Here is a 15165-nt window from a genome sequence, read left to right as displayed (position 1 = left end):
GATGCTGCTTGCTCAAATCAGCGATCTCCACATCAAGCGGCCGGGCCAGCTCGCGTACCGGCGCGTCGACACGGCGGCCGCGCTCGCGCGCTGCGTCGCGAAGCTGAACGCACTCGTGCCGCGCCCCGACGCCGTGCTCGTCACCGGCGACCTGACCGACTTCGGCCACGATGAAGAGTACGGCAACCTGCGCGGGCTGCTCGCGGCGCTCGAGATTCCGTATTACCTGATGATCGGCAATCACGACGACCGCGCCGGATTGCGCCGCGCGTTCGCCGATCGCGCCGAGTTGCAGGACGGCGAATTCGTGCAGTACGCGCTCGACGTCGGCGCGGTGCGCGTACTCGCGCTCGATTCGCAGGTGCCGGGCGCGAGCCACGGCGACCTGTGCGACGCCCGGCTCGCGTGGCTTGCCGCGCAGCTCGACGCCGCACGCGACCGCCCGGTGATCGTCGCGCTGCATCACCCGCCGTTCGTGTCGGGCATTGGCCACATGGACAAGCTGCGTCTCGCGCCCGCCGCCGCCGCGAAACTCGATGCGCTGCTGCGCGGCCATCCGAACGTCGAGCGCGTGCTGTGCGGTCACGTGCACCGCACGATGTTCACCCGCTTCGGCGGCACGCTCGCGGCTGCGGTGCCGTCGCCCGCGCACCAGGTCGCGTTCGACCTGCGGACCGATGCGCCGTCCGCATTCCGGCTCGAACCGCCGGCGTTCGCAGTCCATCACCATGCGCCCGATACGGGGATGACATCGCATCACGTCTATGTGGACGAAGGCGCGGGGCCGTATCCGTTCTACGAGCCGACGGGCGAGCTGGTCGACTGACGATGTGGCGCGCGTGCCGTGACGACCGGCGGCCGGCTGGTTGTCCGGTTATGCCGGTTATGCCGGCTCGCCGCCGGCAGGATTCACGTCGCTCCGGTATGATCGGCAGCCTCGACCGGCGCCCGGCCTGCCTGCGCACCCGACGCGTGCGCCGTCTGCCGCGCCGCCCAACTTCGTGTCCGCCGCCATGTCCACCACCTCCACCGACCGTCCGACCGACGCCGCCTCGCCCCACTACTCGCGCAGCCTGCTGTTGCTGCTCGCGACGATCGCGGGCGTATCGGTCGCGAACATCTACTACAACCAGCCGCTGCTCGACAGCTTCCGCGCGTCCTTTCCGGACGGCGCCTCGTGGATCGGCGCGGTACCGACCGCGACGCAGCTCGGCTATGCGGCCGGCATGTTCCTGCTCGCGCCGCTCGGCGACCGCTTCGATCGCCGCGGGCTGATCCTGCTGCAGATCGCCGGCCTGTCGATCGCGCTGATCGTGGCGGCCACCGCGCCGTCGCTCGTCGTGCTCGCGCTCGCGAGCCTCGCGATCGGCATCCTCGCGACCATCGCGCAGCAGGCCGTGCCGTTCGCCGCCGAAATCGCGCCGCCGGCCGAACGCGGCCATGCGGTCGGCACCGTGATGAGCGGCCTGCTGCTCGGCATCCTGCTCGCGCGTACCGCCGCCGGCTTCATCGCCGAGTATTTCGGCTGGCGGGCGGTGTTCGCCGCATCCGTCGCGGCGCTCGTCGCGCTCGCCGTCGTGATCGTGCTGCGGCTGCCGCGCAGCTCGCCGACGTCGACGCTGTCGTACGGCAAGCTGCTCGGCTCGATGTGGGATCTGGCCGTGGAGTTGCGCGGGCTGCGCGAGGCATCGCTCACGGGCGCCGCGCTGTTCGCGGCGTTCAGCGCATTCTGGCCGGTGCTCACGCTGCTGCTCGCCGGCGCGCCGTTCCATCTCGGCCCGCAGGCAGCCGGCCTGTTCGGGATCGTCGGGGCCGCGGGCGCGCTCGCCGCACCGTATGCGGGCCGCTCCGCGGACACGCGCGGCCCGCGCGCGGTCATCTCGCTCGCGATCGTGCTGCTCGCGCTGTCGTTCGTGATCTTCGCGCTGTCGGGGTCGAGCCTCGTCGGGCTCGTGATCGGCGTGATCGTGCTCGACGTGGGCGTACAGGCCGCGCAGATCTCGAACCAGTCGCGCATCTATGCGCTGAAGCCGGAGGCGCGCAGCCGCGTGAACACGGTGTACATGGTGTGCTATTTCATCGGCGGCGCGCTCGGCTCGTCGGCCGGCGTCGCCGCATGGCGCGCGTTCGGCTGGATCGGCATGTGCGCGGCCGGGCTGCTGTTTACCGCACTCGCCGGCTGGTCCCACCATCGCGGCGGCCGGCGCGGCTGAGCGCGACCGGCCAGCGCGGCGTCACGCGTCGGTGCGCGAAACGGCCGGCTCGGCGGCGGCGGGCGGCGTCGCGAACGCCGGGGCGGGCTCGATCACTGCGGCCGGGTCCATCACGGCCGCAGGCGTCGGCACCGCGAGCGGGACGGCGGAAGGCGCGAGGATGGGCGGCGCATCCGGCGTCGCGATCTGCTCGACGACGGGCGAAGCGTCCACCGTCACCGCCTGCTCGGCCGCCACGACCGGCGAACTGGCAGCGGTAGCCTGAGCCGGAGCGGTGGCCGTAGTGGCCGCGGGCCGGCGCGCCGGATCGAACACGAACGACAACCCGACGCTGCCGAGGATCGCGACGGTCGCGACCACGGTCGCCATCGTCACCGGTTCGCCCAGCAGCAGCGCGCCCAGCGCGACCGCGACGATCGGGTTCACGTACATGCAGCTGCTCGCGATGATCGGGCTCGTGTGGCGGATCAGGTAGCCGTACGCGACGTACGCGGCCATCGTGCAGAACACCATCAGGTACACGAACGCGAACACGGGCCCGACGGCCAGTTGTTCGACGCGTTCGCCGAGCAGCCACGCGACGATCGTCGACATCAGGCCGCCGAGGCCGATCTGCAGCGACGTCGACAGGAACAGGTCGGACGGCAGCTTGAGCCGCGTCGCGAGATGCGCGCCACCCGCCCAGAACAATGCGCCGGCCAGCACGCAGATCGTGCCGAGCGCCGAGTTCGCGGCGGCCGCGCCGCCCGAATTCAGCACGACGATGCCGACCATCCCGAGCGCGACGGCCGCCCATTCGCCCTTCGTCACCGGCCGCCCGGCCACCGCCGCGATCACGGTCGCGAACAGCGGCACCGTGGCCACCATCACCGCGGCCGAACCGCTGCTGACGGTGCGCATGCCGAGCGCGATCGTGCCGGACGACAGCGCGACGAGCATCGTGCCGACGATCGCCGAGTTGCGGATTTCCAGCAGCGTCGGCCATTCGGGCTTGCGCCGCAGCGCGAAGATGAACAGGCCGATCCCGCCGAGCAGGTTGCGCAACCCCGACAGCAGCAGCGGCGGGAACGACTGCAGCGCGAAATGCAGCCCGCTGTAGGTCGAACCCCAGACGAAATAGATGAAGACGAGCGCCAGCGCCACGCGGCCGCCGCGGCTTTGCGGCAGGCGAATCCGGAACGAAAAGCGGGCGAGGAAATCGAGGAGGCGGTCGAGCGGCGTCATCGCGCCACCCGCCCGCACGTCACGCCGCGTGCTCCGCTGAAAGACGCCGGCGATGCCGGCAAACGGTCCACGCGGGACCGGGAAGGCAGAGCGAACGTGCGGAACGACATGGCAGTGCGAACGGCGACGAAAGAGAACCGGCAAGCGGCGGCAAAGGGACAAAAACGGGGCAAAAAAAACGTGCGCAACCGCGTCGGCTGCACACGCTCGGCATTATGGCATCAAGGATTCGAAAGCATCGTCGGACCTGTCTGAAAGATATCGACTGATGTTTCGGCGCGACATTTTTCGCGCGACGGACCGGTGAAATCCGGGGCCGGATACGCAATGGGGGAATCGCTGGCGTGTGGGCGACACGCCTGCGCCACCCTTCGCAACCCTTGATCCAGCATCGGCCTGACGGCCAGTTTGTGCATCGGTGCGCCGTGACGCGCCTATCGTGACGGACGGCGCGCGCCCCTGGCGGCGCCCGCAGCTTCTTTCCGCCACCTGCACAGCCCATACAAAATTTTGTATAATCCAGACATTCTTCCGCCGAAGCCCGTCGTTTTCGTCGGCAGCGCGCTGGCCGATCTCCGCGGCTTTCCGTTGCCTGCGCGACGCGAAGCCGGCCACCAGATCGACCAGGTGCAGCGCGGCCTCGCACCCGACGACTGGAAACCGATGCGCACGATCGGCGTCGGCGTGCGGGAAATTCGCCTGCGCGATGCAAGCGGCGCATTCCGGATCGTCTACGTCGCGACTTTCACCGAGGCCGTCTACGTCCTGCACTGCTTCCGCAAGCAATCGACGCGCACGAACAAGACCGATATCGACCTCGCCGCCCGCCGCTATCGGACGCTGATGATGGAGTTGAAACGATGACCAATGAACGCTACGCGAACGTCTGGGACGCAATCGAAAGCGAGCCGGCGGAAGCCGCGAACATGAAGCTGCGCTCCGAACTGATGATCGCGCTCAAGCAGCGCATCGCGCGGCTCGAACTGAGTCAGGCCGAGGCCGCGAAGCAGCTGGGCGTCACGCAGCCGCGCGTCTCCGACCTGATGCGCGGCAAGATCAACCTGTTCGGGCTCGACGCGCTCGTGAACATGGCCTCGGCAGTCGGCCTGCGCGTCGATCTCCAGGTGCGCGAATCCGTATGACGCGTGCGCACGCCGTGCACGCCGCGCGCACCGCTCACGAGCCGCCGAACCAGTTGTAGCCCTGATCGACCCAGTAGCCGCCCGGGAACGTATCCGTCACGAAAATTTCCATGATGTGCTTCGGGTTCTTGTAGCCGAGCTTGGTCGGCATCCGCAGCTTCATCGGAAACCCGTATTCCGGCGGCAGCTGGCGGCCGTCGTAATCGAATGCGAGCAGCGTCTGCGGATGCAGCGCGGTCGGCATGTCGATGCTTTCGTAGTAGTCGTCCGCGCACTTGAAGCCGACGTATTTCGCGTGCGTGTCCGCGCCGGCGCGCGCGAGGAATGTGCCGAACGGCGTGCCGCCCCAGCGGCCGATCGCACTCCACCCTTCCACGCAGATATGCCGCGTGATCTGTTCCGCGTGCGGCAGCGCGCGAAGCTCGTCGAGCGTCCACACGCGCTTGCCCGTTACACGGCCGGACAGCACGAGGCGATAGGTCGACTCGTCGACGTGCCGCACTTCGTCGATCCCGTAGTACGCGTTGAACGGAAACGGCCGCGTGATGTCGGCTTCGGTGTAGGTCGGCGCGAGCCGGTTCGGGTTGAACAACCAAGCCTGCACGCGATCGTTCATGCGCGACACTTTCTCGAGGAACGTGTTGACCGACGCGTCGTCCTGCAGCGTGCAGCCGGTCAGCATCGTGAGGCCGCCGAGCGTCAGCACGCGCCGGTTGAAGAGCCGTCTCGACGGCATCTCGAGTTCGCGGCGCACGTCGAGCTCGAGCGATTTCCGGTCGAGCGTCCAGCGCGGCGCGCCGTGGTTTTTTTCGGATTCCGACATGATGAGTTCCTTCGCCCGCGTCGCGCGGGTCAACGGCCGCGCAGCATCGCGAGCAGCGAGCGCGGCACCAGCAACGCCATCGCGACATGGACGACGACGAATGCGACCAGCAGCGCCATCGCCCAGAAGTGCACGATGCGCGCGTTGTCGTAACCGCCGAACAGCTCGCGCAGCAGCGGAAATTGCACCGATTTCCAGATCGTGAGCCCCGACAGCACCAGCACGACGAGATCGACGATCGCTGTCAGGTATGCGGCACGCTGCACCGCGTTGTAGACGCTCAGGTCGTCGTGCGACAGCCGCCCGCCGAGCGCCGCGCGCACGTCGCGCCACACCGACACAGGCGTCACGGGCAGCAACTTGCGCGCGAAGCGCCCCGTCGCGATCGACATCGCGAGATAGAACAGCCCGTTGCCGACCAGCAGCCACATCGCCGCGAAATGCCATTGCAGCGCGCCGCCGAGCCAGCCGCCGAGCGTGATGCCGTGCGCGAACGTGAACGCCGGATAGATCGGCGACGCATCGTAGATACGCCAGCCCGACAACGCCATCAGGATCGCCGCGAGCGCGTTGAGCCAGTGGCTCGCGCGCACCCACCGCGGATGGATCGTCGGCGCGGGCGGCGGCACGCTCGCGCGATCGGTGACAGGAACCGTTTGCATGATGAAGACTCCCGGGATGATGCAGCGGGACGCGACGTGTGCCGGTAACCGGCCGGCCGCGCCCCGCCCGCATTCGTCAGTTCGACGGGCTCATGGCGTCCTTCTTCATCGCATCGCCCTTCTTCATCGCGTCGTGGCCCATCGCATCCTTCTTCATCGCGTGCTTCTTCATGCCGTCCTTCTTCATCGCGCCGTCCTTGGCCATCGCATCGTCCTTGGCCATCGCGTCGTGGCCCATCGCGTCTTTCGACATCGACGTGCCGTCCTTCGACATGGCGTCGTTCTGCGCATGGGCGCCCGTTGCGATCGTGGCAAGTGCGGCGACGCAGGCGGCGAGGAATACGTTTTTCATGACATCTCTCCGATACATGGGTTTGGGAGCCGAATAGACGGAGCACACCGCCGGAAATGACAGCGATGTCAAAAAAAATTCTAGACGCCGAAAATGAAGACGCGAATGCTGCACCGCCTGGCGCTATCCGGCCCGGCCGGGACGCCGTTCGGCAGTCGGGATTGCTGCGGTGCACCCTGCCCGGTTCGCCGGCCGCGATCCGGCCGCCGCCCGGCGGCATCGGCTTCGCACCCGGTTGAAACCACCGCCAAGCCGGTGTATCGTGTGCCCTTGCTAACGCGGGGGTCCTGCAATGCGTTCGGTCAAACAACCGGCATTGCGGGTGAGAAATACCCTTTGAACCTGATCTGGATAATGCCAGCGCAGGGAAGCGTACGGATTTCGCCGCCATCCTTCTGACGAAATCCGCCGCCTCACCAAGCCTCGTCTCCTGCTTAGCTCGAGCCCCACATTCGTCAAGGGCTCCGGGCAAGCGCCGCAGCGCCTGTCCGGCGCCCGCACAGGAGATTGCATGAACGCCAATCCGAAGTTTCTGTCTGCCGACGCGCACGTCGACGCCGCCGCCGTCGCGCCGCTGCCCAATTCGCGAAAGGTCTATGTAACCGGCTCGCAGCCCGACATCCGCGTGCCGATGCGCGAGATCACGCAGGCCGACACCCCGACCGGCTTCGGCGGCGAGAAGAATCCGCCGATCTACGTGTACGACACGTCGGGCCCCTACACCGATCCGGACGCGAAGATCGACATCCGCGCGGGCCTGCCCGCACTGCGCCAGCGCTGGATCGAGGCGCGCGGCGACACCGAAGTGCTCCCCGGCCTGTCGAGCCAGTACGGCCTCGAGCGCGCGGCCGATCCGGCCACGGCCGACCTGCGCTTTCCGGGCCTGCACCGCAATCCGCGCCGCGCGCAGCCCGGCAAGAACGTCACGCAGATGCACTACGCGCGTCAGGGCATCGTCACGCCGGAAATGGAATACATCGCGATCCGCGAGAACCAGCGCCGCGCCGAGTACATCGAGAGCCTGAAGTCGAGCGGCCCGAACGGCGCGAAGCTCGCCGCGATGATGGGCCGCCAGCATCCGGGCCAGGCGTTCGGCGCCGCGGCCTTCGGCGCGAACTCGCTCGCCGAGATCACGCCGGAATTCGTGCGCGACGAAGTCGCGCGCGGCCGCGCGATCATCCCGGCGAACATCAACCACCCGGAATCCGAGCCGATGATCATCGGTCGCAACTTCCTCGTGAAGATCAACGCGAACATCGGCAACTCGGCCGTCACGTCGTCGATCGGCGAGGAAGTCGACAAGATGACGTGGGCGATCCGCTGGGGCGGCGACACGGTGATGGATCTGTCGACCGGCAAGCACATCCATGAAACGCGCGAGTGGATCATCCGCAACAGCCCGGTGCCGATCGGCACGGTGCCGATCTACCAGGCGCTCGAAAAGGTCAACGGCAAGGCCGAGGACCTCACCTGGGAAATCTTCCGCGACACGCTGATCGAGCAGGCCGAGCAAGGCGTCGACTACTTCACGATCCACGCGGGCGTGCGCCTGCAGTACGTGCCGCTCACCGCGAACCGGATGACGGGCATCGTGTCGCGCGGCGGCTCGATCATGGCGAAGTGGTGCCTCGCGCATCACAAGGAAAGCTTCCTGTACGAACACTTCGAAGAGATCTGCGAGATCATGAAGGCGTACGACGTGAGCTTCTCACTCGGCGACGGCCTGCGTCCCGGCTCGATCTACGACGCGAACGACGAAGCGCAGCTCGGCGAACTGAAGACGCTCGGCGAACTCACGCAGATCGCGTGGAAGCACGACGTGCAGGTGATGATCGAAGGCCCCGGCCACGTGCCGATGCAGTTGATCAAGGAGAACATGGATCTCCAGCTCGACTGGTGCAAGGAAGCGCCGTTCTACACGCTCGGGCCGCTCACCACCGACATCGCGCCGGGTTACGACCACATCACGTCGGGCATCGGCGCCGCGATGATCGGCTGGTTCGGCACCGCGATGCTGTGCTACGTGACGCCGAAGGAACATCTCGGCCTGCCGAACAAGGACGACGTGAAGGAAGGCATCATCACGTACAAGCTCGCCGCGCACGCCGCCGACCTCGCCAAAGGCCACCCGGGCGCGCAGGTGCGCGACAACGCGCTGTCGAAGGCGCGCTTCGAGTTCCGCTGGGAAGACCAGTTCAACATCGGTCTCGACCCGGACAAGGCGCGCGAATTCCACGACGAGACGCTGCCGAAGGATTCCGCCAAGGTCGCGCACTTCTGCTCGATGTGCGGCCCGCACTTCTGCTCGATGAAGATCACGCAGGACGTGCGCGAGTTCGCGGCGCAGCAGGGCGTGTCGGAAACCGAAGCGCTGAAGAAAGGGATGGAGGTCAAGGCGGTCGAGTTCGTGAAGACCGGCGCCGAGATCTACCACCGTCAGTAAGCGCGCGGCGAGCCGCACCGGCTCGCGTCGCGATGCACGAAGCCCGCTTTCGAGCGGGCTTTTTTGCGCGTGCCGTGTGCCTGTTGCGCATGCCGTGTGCCTGCCAATCCGGTGCGAAACAATTGATTACGAAACCGCGCGGGCCTTAACAAGTCCTTACAGCAGCGTCGCGGGACGGCGCGTAGATTGAAGTCATGCGCGGCCGCCAGCCGGTCGTGCGCCTTCCGTTCACTACCACAAGGACAACGATCATGAATTCGATTCGGCGTTTTGGGGTATGCGCTCTTCTCGTTGCGACCGTGGCCAGCCTGTCGGCCTGCGATTCGATGTCGCGACGCCAGCGCGATACGGCAATCGGTGCGGGTGTCGGCGGCGTGGCCGGCGCGGCGATCGGCGGCAACGCGCTGTCGACGCTGGGTGGCGCGGCGGCCGGCGGCATCATCGGTAACCAGGTCGGCAAGTAACGAGCGCGACATCGGCCGGTTGGGCGTCGCCCAGCTGCAGGTCGGTCGGTTCAACGGCGTTTCCGCGATGCGGAAGCGCCGTTTTCGTATGTTTCGTATGCCGTGCCGCAAAGGCGCGGCCGCGCCGCCCGGAAATGATCGGTTACCGTTTTTCATACCGTGTCATCGGTCCGCGGCCTAAGCTTGAAGCATCTGCCGATGGCCGGCTCCGCCGGAGACACATCATGAAGAGGACCTTCGTCGCCGCGGCGCTCGCGTGCACGACGCTTGCCGGCTGCTACTACCCCTACGGCTACTATCCGGGCGGCTATTACACGGCGGCGCCGGTGCCGGTACAGCCCGCGCCCGTGTATGTCGATCCGGCCCCCGCCTATTACTATCCGGCGCCGGCGTATGCGCCCGCGTGGGGCGGTTACTGGGGCCCGGCGCTGTCGCTCAATTTCGGTTTCGGCGGACGCGGCAGCTGGCGTCATCACTGATCTGAGCGGTCGTGCCGCGCGTGGCCGACTATTCCGCCGTAAGCGGCGGAATTCCCGTTTCTTGTCGTTTCATCCGATCCTGAAACGACGGTGCGGTAACGCGGTGTAAGATTCTTCGCATCCCGTCTCGCCCCGGCCCGATCGATGTCACCCAAGAACGCTTTCCTGCTGACCGTGCTCGCCGCCCTGTGGGGCGCATCCTTCCTGTTTATCCGAGTCGGCGTGGTCGATTTCGGCGTCGCGCCGCTGATGGCGCTGCGCGTGGGCATCGGCGCGCTGTTTCTCGCGGGCTTCGCGCTGACGCGCTTCAAACCCGCCGATCTGGGCGCCCGGTTGCGCCGTCATGCGTGGCCGCTGTTCGTCGTCGGCGCGCTGAATTCCGGCATCCCGTTCTGCCTGTTCGCGTTCGCCGAGCTGACGCTGTCGGCCGGCGTGACGTCGGTGATCAATGCGACCACGCCGCTGTGGGGCGCGCTGGTCGCTTACCTGTGGCTGAAGGACAAGCTGTCGCTGCCGCGCGCGCTCGGGCTCGTCATCGGATTTGCCGGCGTGCTCACGCTCGTGTGGAACCAGGTCGCGAACGCGCACGGCGACACGGGCGCCAGCGCGACCGCGCTCGCCGCGGCGGCCGCGCTCGGTGCGACGCTGCTGTACGGCATCGCGGCCAACTATACGAAACGCAAGCTCAGCGGCGTCGATCCGCTCGTCAACGCAGCCGGCAGCATGATCGGCTCGACCCTCCTGCTGCTGCCGTTCGCGATCGCGACCTGGCCGGCCGCGCCGGTCGGCGTGCACGCATGGAGCGCGGTGCTCGCCCTCGGCGTCGCGTGCACGGGCATCGCGTATTTCATCTTCTTCTACCTGATCGCGCATGTCGGGCCGGCCCGTGCGATTACCGTGACGTTCGTGATCCCGGTGTTCGGGCTGCTGTGGGGCGCGCTGTTCCTCGGCGAACACGTGTCGGCCGTGATGATCGAAGGCTGCGCGATCGTGCTCGTCGGCACCGCGCTCGCAACCGGCGTGATCAAGCGGATTCCCGGCGTCCGACCGCGCGGCGGCGAGGCGGCCTGACGATCGGCGAGCGGGGCGCACGAACTGCGGCCGGCCGCCCGTCGCCCGTCGCCCGTCGCCCGTCGCCCGTCGCCCGTCGCGCGACAGTACCGGTGACGACGCGACGCGGGTGTGCCGACGGGCCGCGGATCGCATCATGACGCGCGGGCATTCGCCTCATTCGTCTGACGGCGGCGGCCGCCGCCGGGATTTCCCGCATCGGCCTGCGCGTCGCGCCGCGGCGACGCACGGTCATGCCGAGGCTCTGTCTCGAGATTGTCATCTGCCGCTGGCTGCGGCGCGCTTCGTTTCGCGACGGTCATGCACCGTACGCATGCACGCGGCGCCCGTCGCCGCGCCGCCGGGCACGGGCTGGAATCGCGGTGTACCGTTTGCGTCTGGAGTTACCCTGATACGCGCGCCGCGGCAATCCCGTTACACTCGGAAAACTCATCCGCAGAAGGCGGTCTCGATGCTCCACGTTCTTTTGCGTCCGCCTGCGCATGCGGCTGCATCGGCGTGGCGATGCGCCGCCGCCCCGCCGTCCGCTGCCGGGCACCGTTGACATGAAGTCCACCCGCGACCTGTCGCTCGACGCCCTGCTCGAACGCCTCACGCCGACGCCCCAGGGCTGGCTCGCCACCTATCGCACCACGACCTTGCGCAGCGTGTTCCAGCCCGTGCTGTCGATCACGCACAAGCGCGTCGTCGGCTACGAGGCGCTGCTGCGCGTCGTCGACGACAACGGCGCGCTGGCGTCGCCCACCGCCCTGTTCGACAAGGCGCGCGGCGACGCCGACGCGCTGCTGCTCGACCGGCTCGCGCGCTGCCTGCACACGGCCAACTTCGTCGCGCAGGGGATCGGCGACGGCTGGCTGTTCCTGAACGTGACGCCGCGCGTGCTGGACACGGGCCTCGTGCAGCGCGAGTTCGTCGAGGCGCTGTGCCGGCATTTCGCACTGCCGCCGAATCGCATCGTGCTGGAGGTGATCGAGCAGCCGGCGCGCGACGAAGCCGCGCTCGCCCGCACGATCGACATGATCCAGCATCGCGATTTCCTGATCGCGATCGACGATTTCGGCACCGGCTTCTCGAACTTCGACCGCGTGTGGCGGGCACGGCCCGACATCGTGAAGCTCGACCGTTCGCTCGTCGAGCGATCGACCGGCTCGGCCGAGGATCGCCGCATCATGCATCACCTCGTGTCGATGCTGCACCAGGCCGGCGCGATGGTGCTGGCCGAAGGCGTCGAAAGCGACGACGCGCTGCAGGCGCTGATGGAAGCCGACATCGATTTCGTGCAGGGTTTCCAGTTCGGCCAGCCCGATGCATCGATCGCGCACGCGAGCGCCGCGGCACCCGCGATGCTCGATGCCGCGTGGCGGCGCTTCCTCGCCCGCCGGCACACGCCGGTGGCCCCCGAGCAGCCCGGCTTCGACGCGATCGAACGGCTCGTGCTCGGCGGCGCGGCCGCGTTTTCAGCGAGCGGCAACCTGCAGGACGCCGCGCAACGCGTGTTCGCGGTGCCGGCCGCGCGTCGCGTGTTCGTCACGGACGAGACCGGCGAACAGTTCCTGCCGTCGATCGGCGCACCGCCCGACGACAGCCAGGCGAGCGTGACGCGTCTCGCGCCGCTGTTCCCGGAAACCCACAGCAACTGGTCGCGACGCCCGTATTTCCAGCGCGCGATCGCCGCCCCCGGGCGCGTCGCGCTGATGGGGCCGCACTTCTCGCTGACGGAAGGCCGCGACTGCTATACGGCCGCCGTCGCGATCCGCGCGCAGAGCCGGCTCGTCGTGTTCTGCGTCGACTTCGTGCTCGACAGCGCCGGAACCGTGATGCGGTAGCCGGCGCGCACGGCGCACGTTCGCCTGCGACCCGCACCGGCCCTTCGCTCGTCAGTCGATCACCTTCCCTCGTCCTGACTTCACCGTGCTGCGGCGCGACTTGTGCTCGAGCCGCCGTTCCTTCGACGCACGCGTCGGCCGCGTCGCGACCCGGGCACGCGGCGTGTATGCGACGCTGCCGATCAACGTATCGAGCCGTGCCAGCGCGGCCTCGCGGTTCTTCTCCTGCGTCCGATATTCCTGCGACTTGATCACGACGATGCCGTCGCGCGTGATGCGCTGGTCGGACAGCGCAAGCAGCCGCTCCTTGAGGACCGGCGGCAGCGACGACGCGCGAATGTCGAAGCGCAGATGAATCGCGCTCGACACCTTGTTCACGTTCTGCCCGCCCGCGCCCTGCGCGCGCACGGCCGTCCATTCGACCTCGGTCGGATCGAGCGTGTAGCGAATCATCATCGCGAAACCTCCGTGCGGCGCCGGGCAAGCGCCTCGTCGACGCGGGCCGCGAGCCCCGAATCGCGCTGCGTGCGTGTCGCGACCGCCTGCGCCAGCACGCGCCGCGGCCCGATCACCTGCACGCGCGTGCGGGCGCGCGTGACGGCCGTATAGACCAGCTCGCGCGTCAGCACCCGGCCGAACGACGCGGGCAGCACGAGCGCCGCCTCGTCGAATTCCGAGCCCTGCGACTTGTGCACCGTCAGCGCGAAAGCCGTTTCGTGCGGCGGCAGCGCAGCCGGCGACACCGCGCGCGCGGTGCCGTCCGCGCGCCGGAACCACACGCGTAGCACGCCATGCGCGTCTGGCAGCGCGATGCCGATATCACCGTTGAACAGCCCCAGCGCGTAGTCGTTGCGTGTGACCATGATCGGCCGCCCGGTGAACCAGTGCGCGCCGACCGCGAGCGGCACGCGCGCCGCATGCCGCACGTGCGCGGCCACCAGCGCATTGACGTGTTCCGCGCCGCGCGAGCCGCTGCGGGTCGCGCACAGGATCCGGAACCGGTTGAGCGCGTCGAACAGCGGCAGCGGATCGGGCGCCGGCGCGGCCAGCGCATCGCGCAATGCGTCAAGGTAGACGCCGAAACGCCGGGCGAGCCGCTCGACCGTCGACGACGCCAGCGTGTCGCCCGCATCGTCGTGAAACGATGCGGCGGCCGAATCGTCGGCGGGCAGCGCTTCGAGCGCCGCCTGCACGTCGCCGCGGCGGATCGCGAGCGACAGCCGCCCGATCGGCGAATCGAGACCGAAGCGGTAATTGCGTTCGAGCCATACGACGCAGTCCGCGAGCGGCGCCGCGGCGGGCGTGCCGGTGGACGCGGCTGCGGCTGCCGCTTCGCCGGCCAATGGCGATGCGGGCGCCGTCATCGATGCAAGCGCCGCATCGCCTGCGTCGAATGGCGGCAGCTCGACGGTGTCGAGCCACGCGAGTTCGTCGGCCTCGATCCAGGCCGGTGCCTTGCCGTCTGGTGCGCCGGCATCGGCGGTCAGTGCCGACTCGGCGCGCGGGGGCGGCGCGATGTCGGTCGACGACACTTCGTCATCCTGCGGTTCGTCGTCGAACAGCGACGCCTGTCGCGCATCGACTTTCGACGACCGAAGCGCCGATTTGCGCGAAACAGGCGCGGATGCCGATGGCGACGCCGGAGCCCGTGCGGAAGCGGAAACCGGCTGCGCGGCCGGAACCGCTACCGGCGCCGCCTCGTCCGGCGCCGGCAACGCCGCGACGAACGTCGCCTCGTCGATGCCCAGCGCCTGCGCGATGCGCGCGCGCGCCGCGGCGGTGAACGCCGGCCGCGCGCTCAGCTCCGCGAATACGGCGCCGGCCTCGACCGCCGCCAGTTGGTCCTTGTCGCCCAGCAACACGAGCCGCGCGCCCGGCGCGAGCGCGTCGAGCAGATGCGCGGCGAGCGCGACGTCGATCATCGACGCCTCGTCGACGACGATCAGGTCGTACGGCAACGGATTGTCGCGATGATGCCGAAAGCCGGCTGCCCCGCCGCCGCCCAGCAGCCGATGCAGCGTGTACGACGTGTCGGGCAGGCGCGCCGCGAGCTCGGGCGGCAGATCGCCGGCGCGCGCGTGCAGCGCCTCCTGCATCCGCTGCGCGGCCTTGCCGGTCGGTGCGGCCAGCGCGATGCGCAGCCCCGGGTGCGCGTCGAGCAGACAGGCCAGCACGCCGACGACGGTCGTCGTCTTGCCCGTGCCCGGCCCGCCGCTGACGATCGTCACGCGGCCCGTCAGCGCGACGATCGCCGCGACGCGCTGCCAGTCGACTTCACCGGTGGCCGGCCCGAAGTAACGGGCGAGACTGTCGCGCAACCGGTCGGGCGACAGTCCTTCGTCCGGCGCGGCGACGCCGGCCTGCGCGACGAGCGCATCGGCGAGCCGCCGTTCGTAATCGAAATAGCGCGACAGGTACAGGTGATCGAGCCGGTCGACGATCAGCGGCCGTTCGTCGCCGCGCGCG

At 68.7% G+C, this 15165-nt stretch carries 15 protein-coding genes and 1 riboswitch; of the genes, 9 read left to right on the top strand and 6 right to left on the bottom strand.

The genetic code is table 11. The features are described from left to right. The first annotated feature begins 1 nt into the window (after nt 1). Both JMF86_RS05765 and JMF86_RS05760 read left to right on the top strand, forming a co-directional pair. Nucleotides 2-826 (top strand): phosphodiesterase, encoded by an 825-nt coding sequence (locus tag JMF86_RS05765; protein ID WP_011545028.1) that lies wholly within the window; start codon nt 2-4, stop codon nt 824-826. 187 nt (nt 827-1013) lie between these two features. Then, entirely contained in the window at nt 1014-2213 is a 1200-nt protein-coding gene (locus JMF86_RS05760; protein WP_011545027.1) for an MFS transporter, read from the top strand. 21 nt (nt 2214-2234) lie between these two features. Here the strand turns inward: JMF86_RS05760 and JMF86_RS05755 are convergent, their stop codons facing one another. Next, entirely contained in the window at nt 2235-3437 is a 1203-nt protein-coding gene (locus JMF86_RS05755; RefSeq protein ID WP_201316793.1) for an EamA family transporter, read from the bottom strand. Between the two features lie 510 nt (nt 3438-3947). On the opposite strand from JMF86_RS05755, the gene JMF86_RS05750 reads away from it, so the two are divergent. After that, nucleotides 3948-4301, top strand: a complete 354-nt coding sequence (locus JMF86_RS05750; RefSeq protein WP_124467074.1) for a type II toxin-antitoxin system RelE/ParE family toxin — start codon at nt 3948-3950, stop codon at nt 4299-4301. Beyond that, nucleotides 4298-4579 carry a helix-turn-helix domain-containing protein gene (locus tag JMF86_RS05745; protein ID WP_011545024.1) on the top strand — a complete coding sequence of 94 codons (282 nt, stop codon included), beginning with the start codon at nt 4298-4300 and terminating at the stop codon, nt 4577-4579. The genes JMF86_RS05750 and JMF86_RS05745 overlap by 4 nt, the downstream gene beginning before the upstream one ends. Nucleotides 4580-4613: 34 nt before the next feature. On the opposite strand, the gene JMF86_RS05740 is transcribed toward JMF86_RS05745, so the two are convergent. The 3 genes from JMF86_RS05740 to JMF86_RS05730 form a co-directional block, all read right to left on the bottom strand. Then, nucleotides 4614-5402, bottom strand: a complete 789-nt coding sequence (locus tag JMF86_RS05740; protein ID WP_201316792.1) for a molybdopterin-dependent oxidoreductase — start codon at nt 5400-5402, stop codon at nt 4614-4616. 29 nt (nt 5403-5431) lie between these two features. Further along, nucleotides 5432-6064: a cytochrome b/b6 domain-containing protein gene (locus JMF86_RS05735; RefSeq protein ID WP_053526313.1), complete on the bottom strand. Its 633-nt coding sequence runs from the start codon at nt 6062-6064 to the stop codon at nt 5432-5434. A gap of 76 nt (nt 6065-6140) precedes the next feature. After that, nucleotides 6141-6416, bottom strand: coding sequence for a pentapeptide MXKDX repeat protein (locus JMF86_RS05730; protein ID WP_041489178.1), 276 nt, complete (start codon nt 6414-6416; stop codon nt 6141-6143). A 270-nt stretch (nt 6417-6686) separates the two neighbouring features. Then, nucleotides 6687-6803: riboswitch (TPP riboswitch) on the top strand. 124 nt (nt 6804-6927) lie between these two features. On the opposite strand from JMF86_RS05730, the gene thiC reads away from it, so the two are divergent. The 5 genes from thiC (at nt 6928) to JMF86_RS05705 (ending at nt 12699) form a co-directional block, all read left to right on the top strand. Then, entirely contained in the window at nt 6928-8859 is a 1932-nt protein-coding gene (gene thiC / locus JMF86_RS05725) for a phosphomethylpyrimidine synthase ThiC (RefSeq protein WP_201316791.1), read from the top strand. A 251-nt stretch (nt 8860-9110) separates the two neighbouring features. Continuing rightward, nucleotides 9111-9323 carry a glycine zipper 2TM domain-containing protein gene (locus JMF86_RS05720; protein WP_011545020.1) on the top strand — a complete coding sequence of 71 codons (213 nt, stop codon included), beginning with the start codon at nt 9111-9113 and terminating at the stop codon, nt 9321-9323. 224 nt (nt 9324-9547) lie between these two features. Next, entirely contained in the window at nt 9548-9802 is a 255-nt protein-coding gene (locus tag JMF86_RS05715; RefSeq protein ID WP_201316790.1) for a hypothetical protein, read from the top strand. Between the two features lie 144 nt (nt 9803-9946). Continuing rightward, nucleotides 9947-10873 carry a DMT family transporter gene (locus tag JMF86_RS05710; RefSeq protein WP_027807505.1) on the top strand — a complete coding sequence of 309 codons (927 nt, stop codon included), beginning with the start codon at nt 9947-9949 and terminating at the stop codon, nt 10871-10873. 545 nt (nt 10874-11418) lie between these two features. Further along, a complete protein-coding gene (locus JMF86_RS05705) occupies nt 11419-12699 on the top strand; it encodes an EAL domain-containing protein (protein ID WP_201316789.1) in 1281 nt (426 codons plus the stop codon). A gap of 51 nt (nt 12700-12750) precedes the next feature. Here JMF86_RS05705 and arfB read toward each other — a convergent pair whose 3' ends face one another. Both arfB and JMF86_RS05695 read right to left on the bottom strand, forming a co-directional pair. Next, nucleotides 12751-13155, bottom strand: coding sequence for an alternative ribosome rescue aminoacyl-tRNA hydrolase ArfB (gene arfB / locus JMF86_RS05700; protein WP_201316788.1), 405 nt, complete (start codon nt 13153-13155; stop codon nt 12751-12753). Beyond that, nucleotides 13152-15165: AAA family ATPase (locus JMF86_RS05695; RefSeq protein ID WP_201316787.1), on the bottom strand; the 2014-nt coding region annotated here is incomplete at its 5' end. The genes arfB and JMF86_RS05695, both read right to left, overlap by 4 nt.

The sequence above is a fragment of the Burkholderia sp. E168m15 genome (assembly GCF_016586105.1).
GTDB classification, from domain to species: Bacteria; Pseudomonadota; Gammaproteobacteria; order Burkholderiales; family Burkholderiaceae; genus Burkholderia; species Burkholderia orbicola.
Note: the sequence above shows the minus strand (reverse complement) of the source record. Positions and strands in the feature narration are given on the sequence as shown.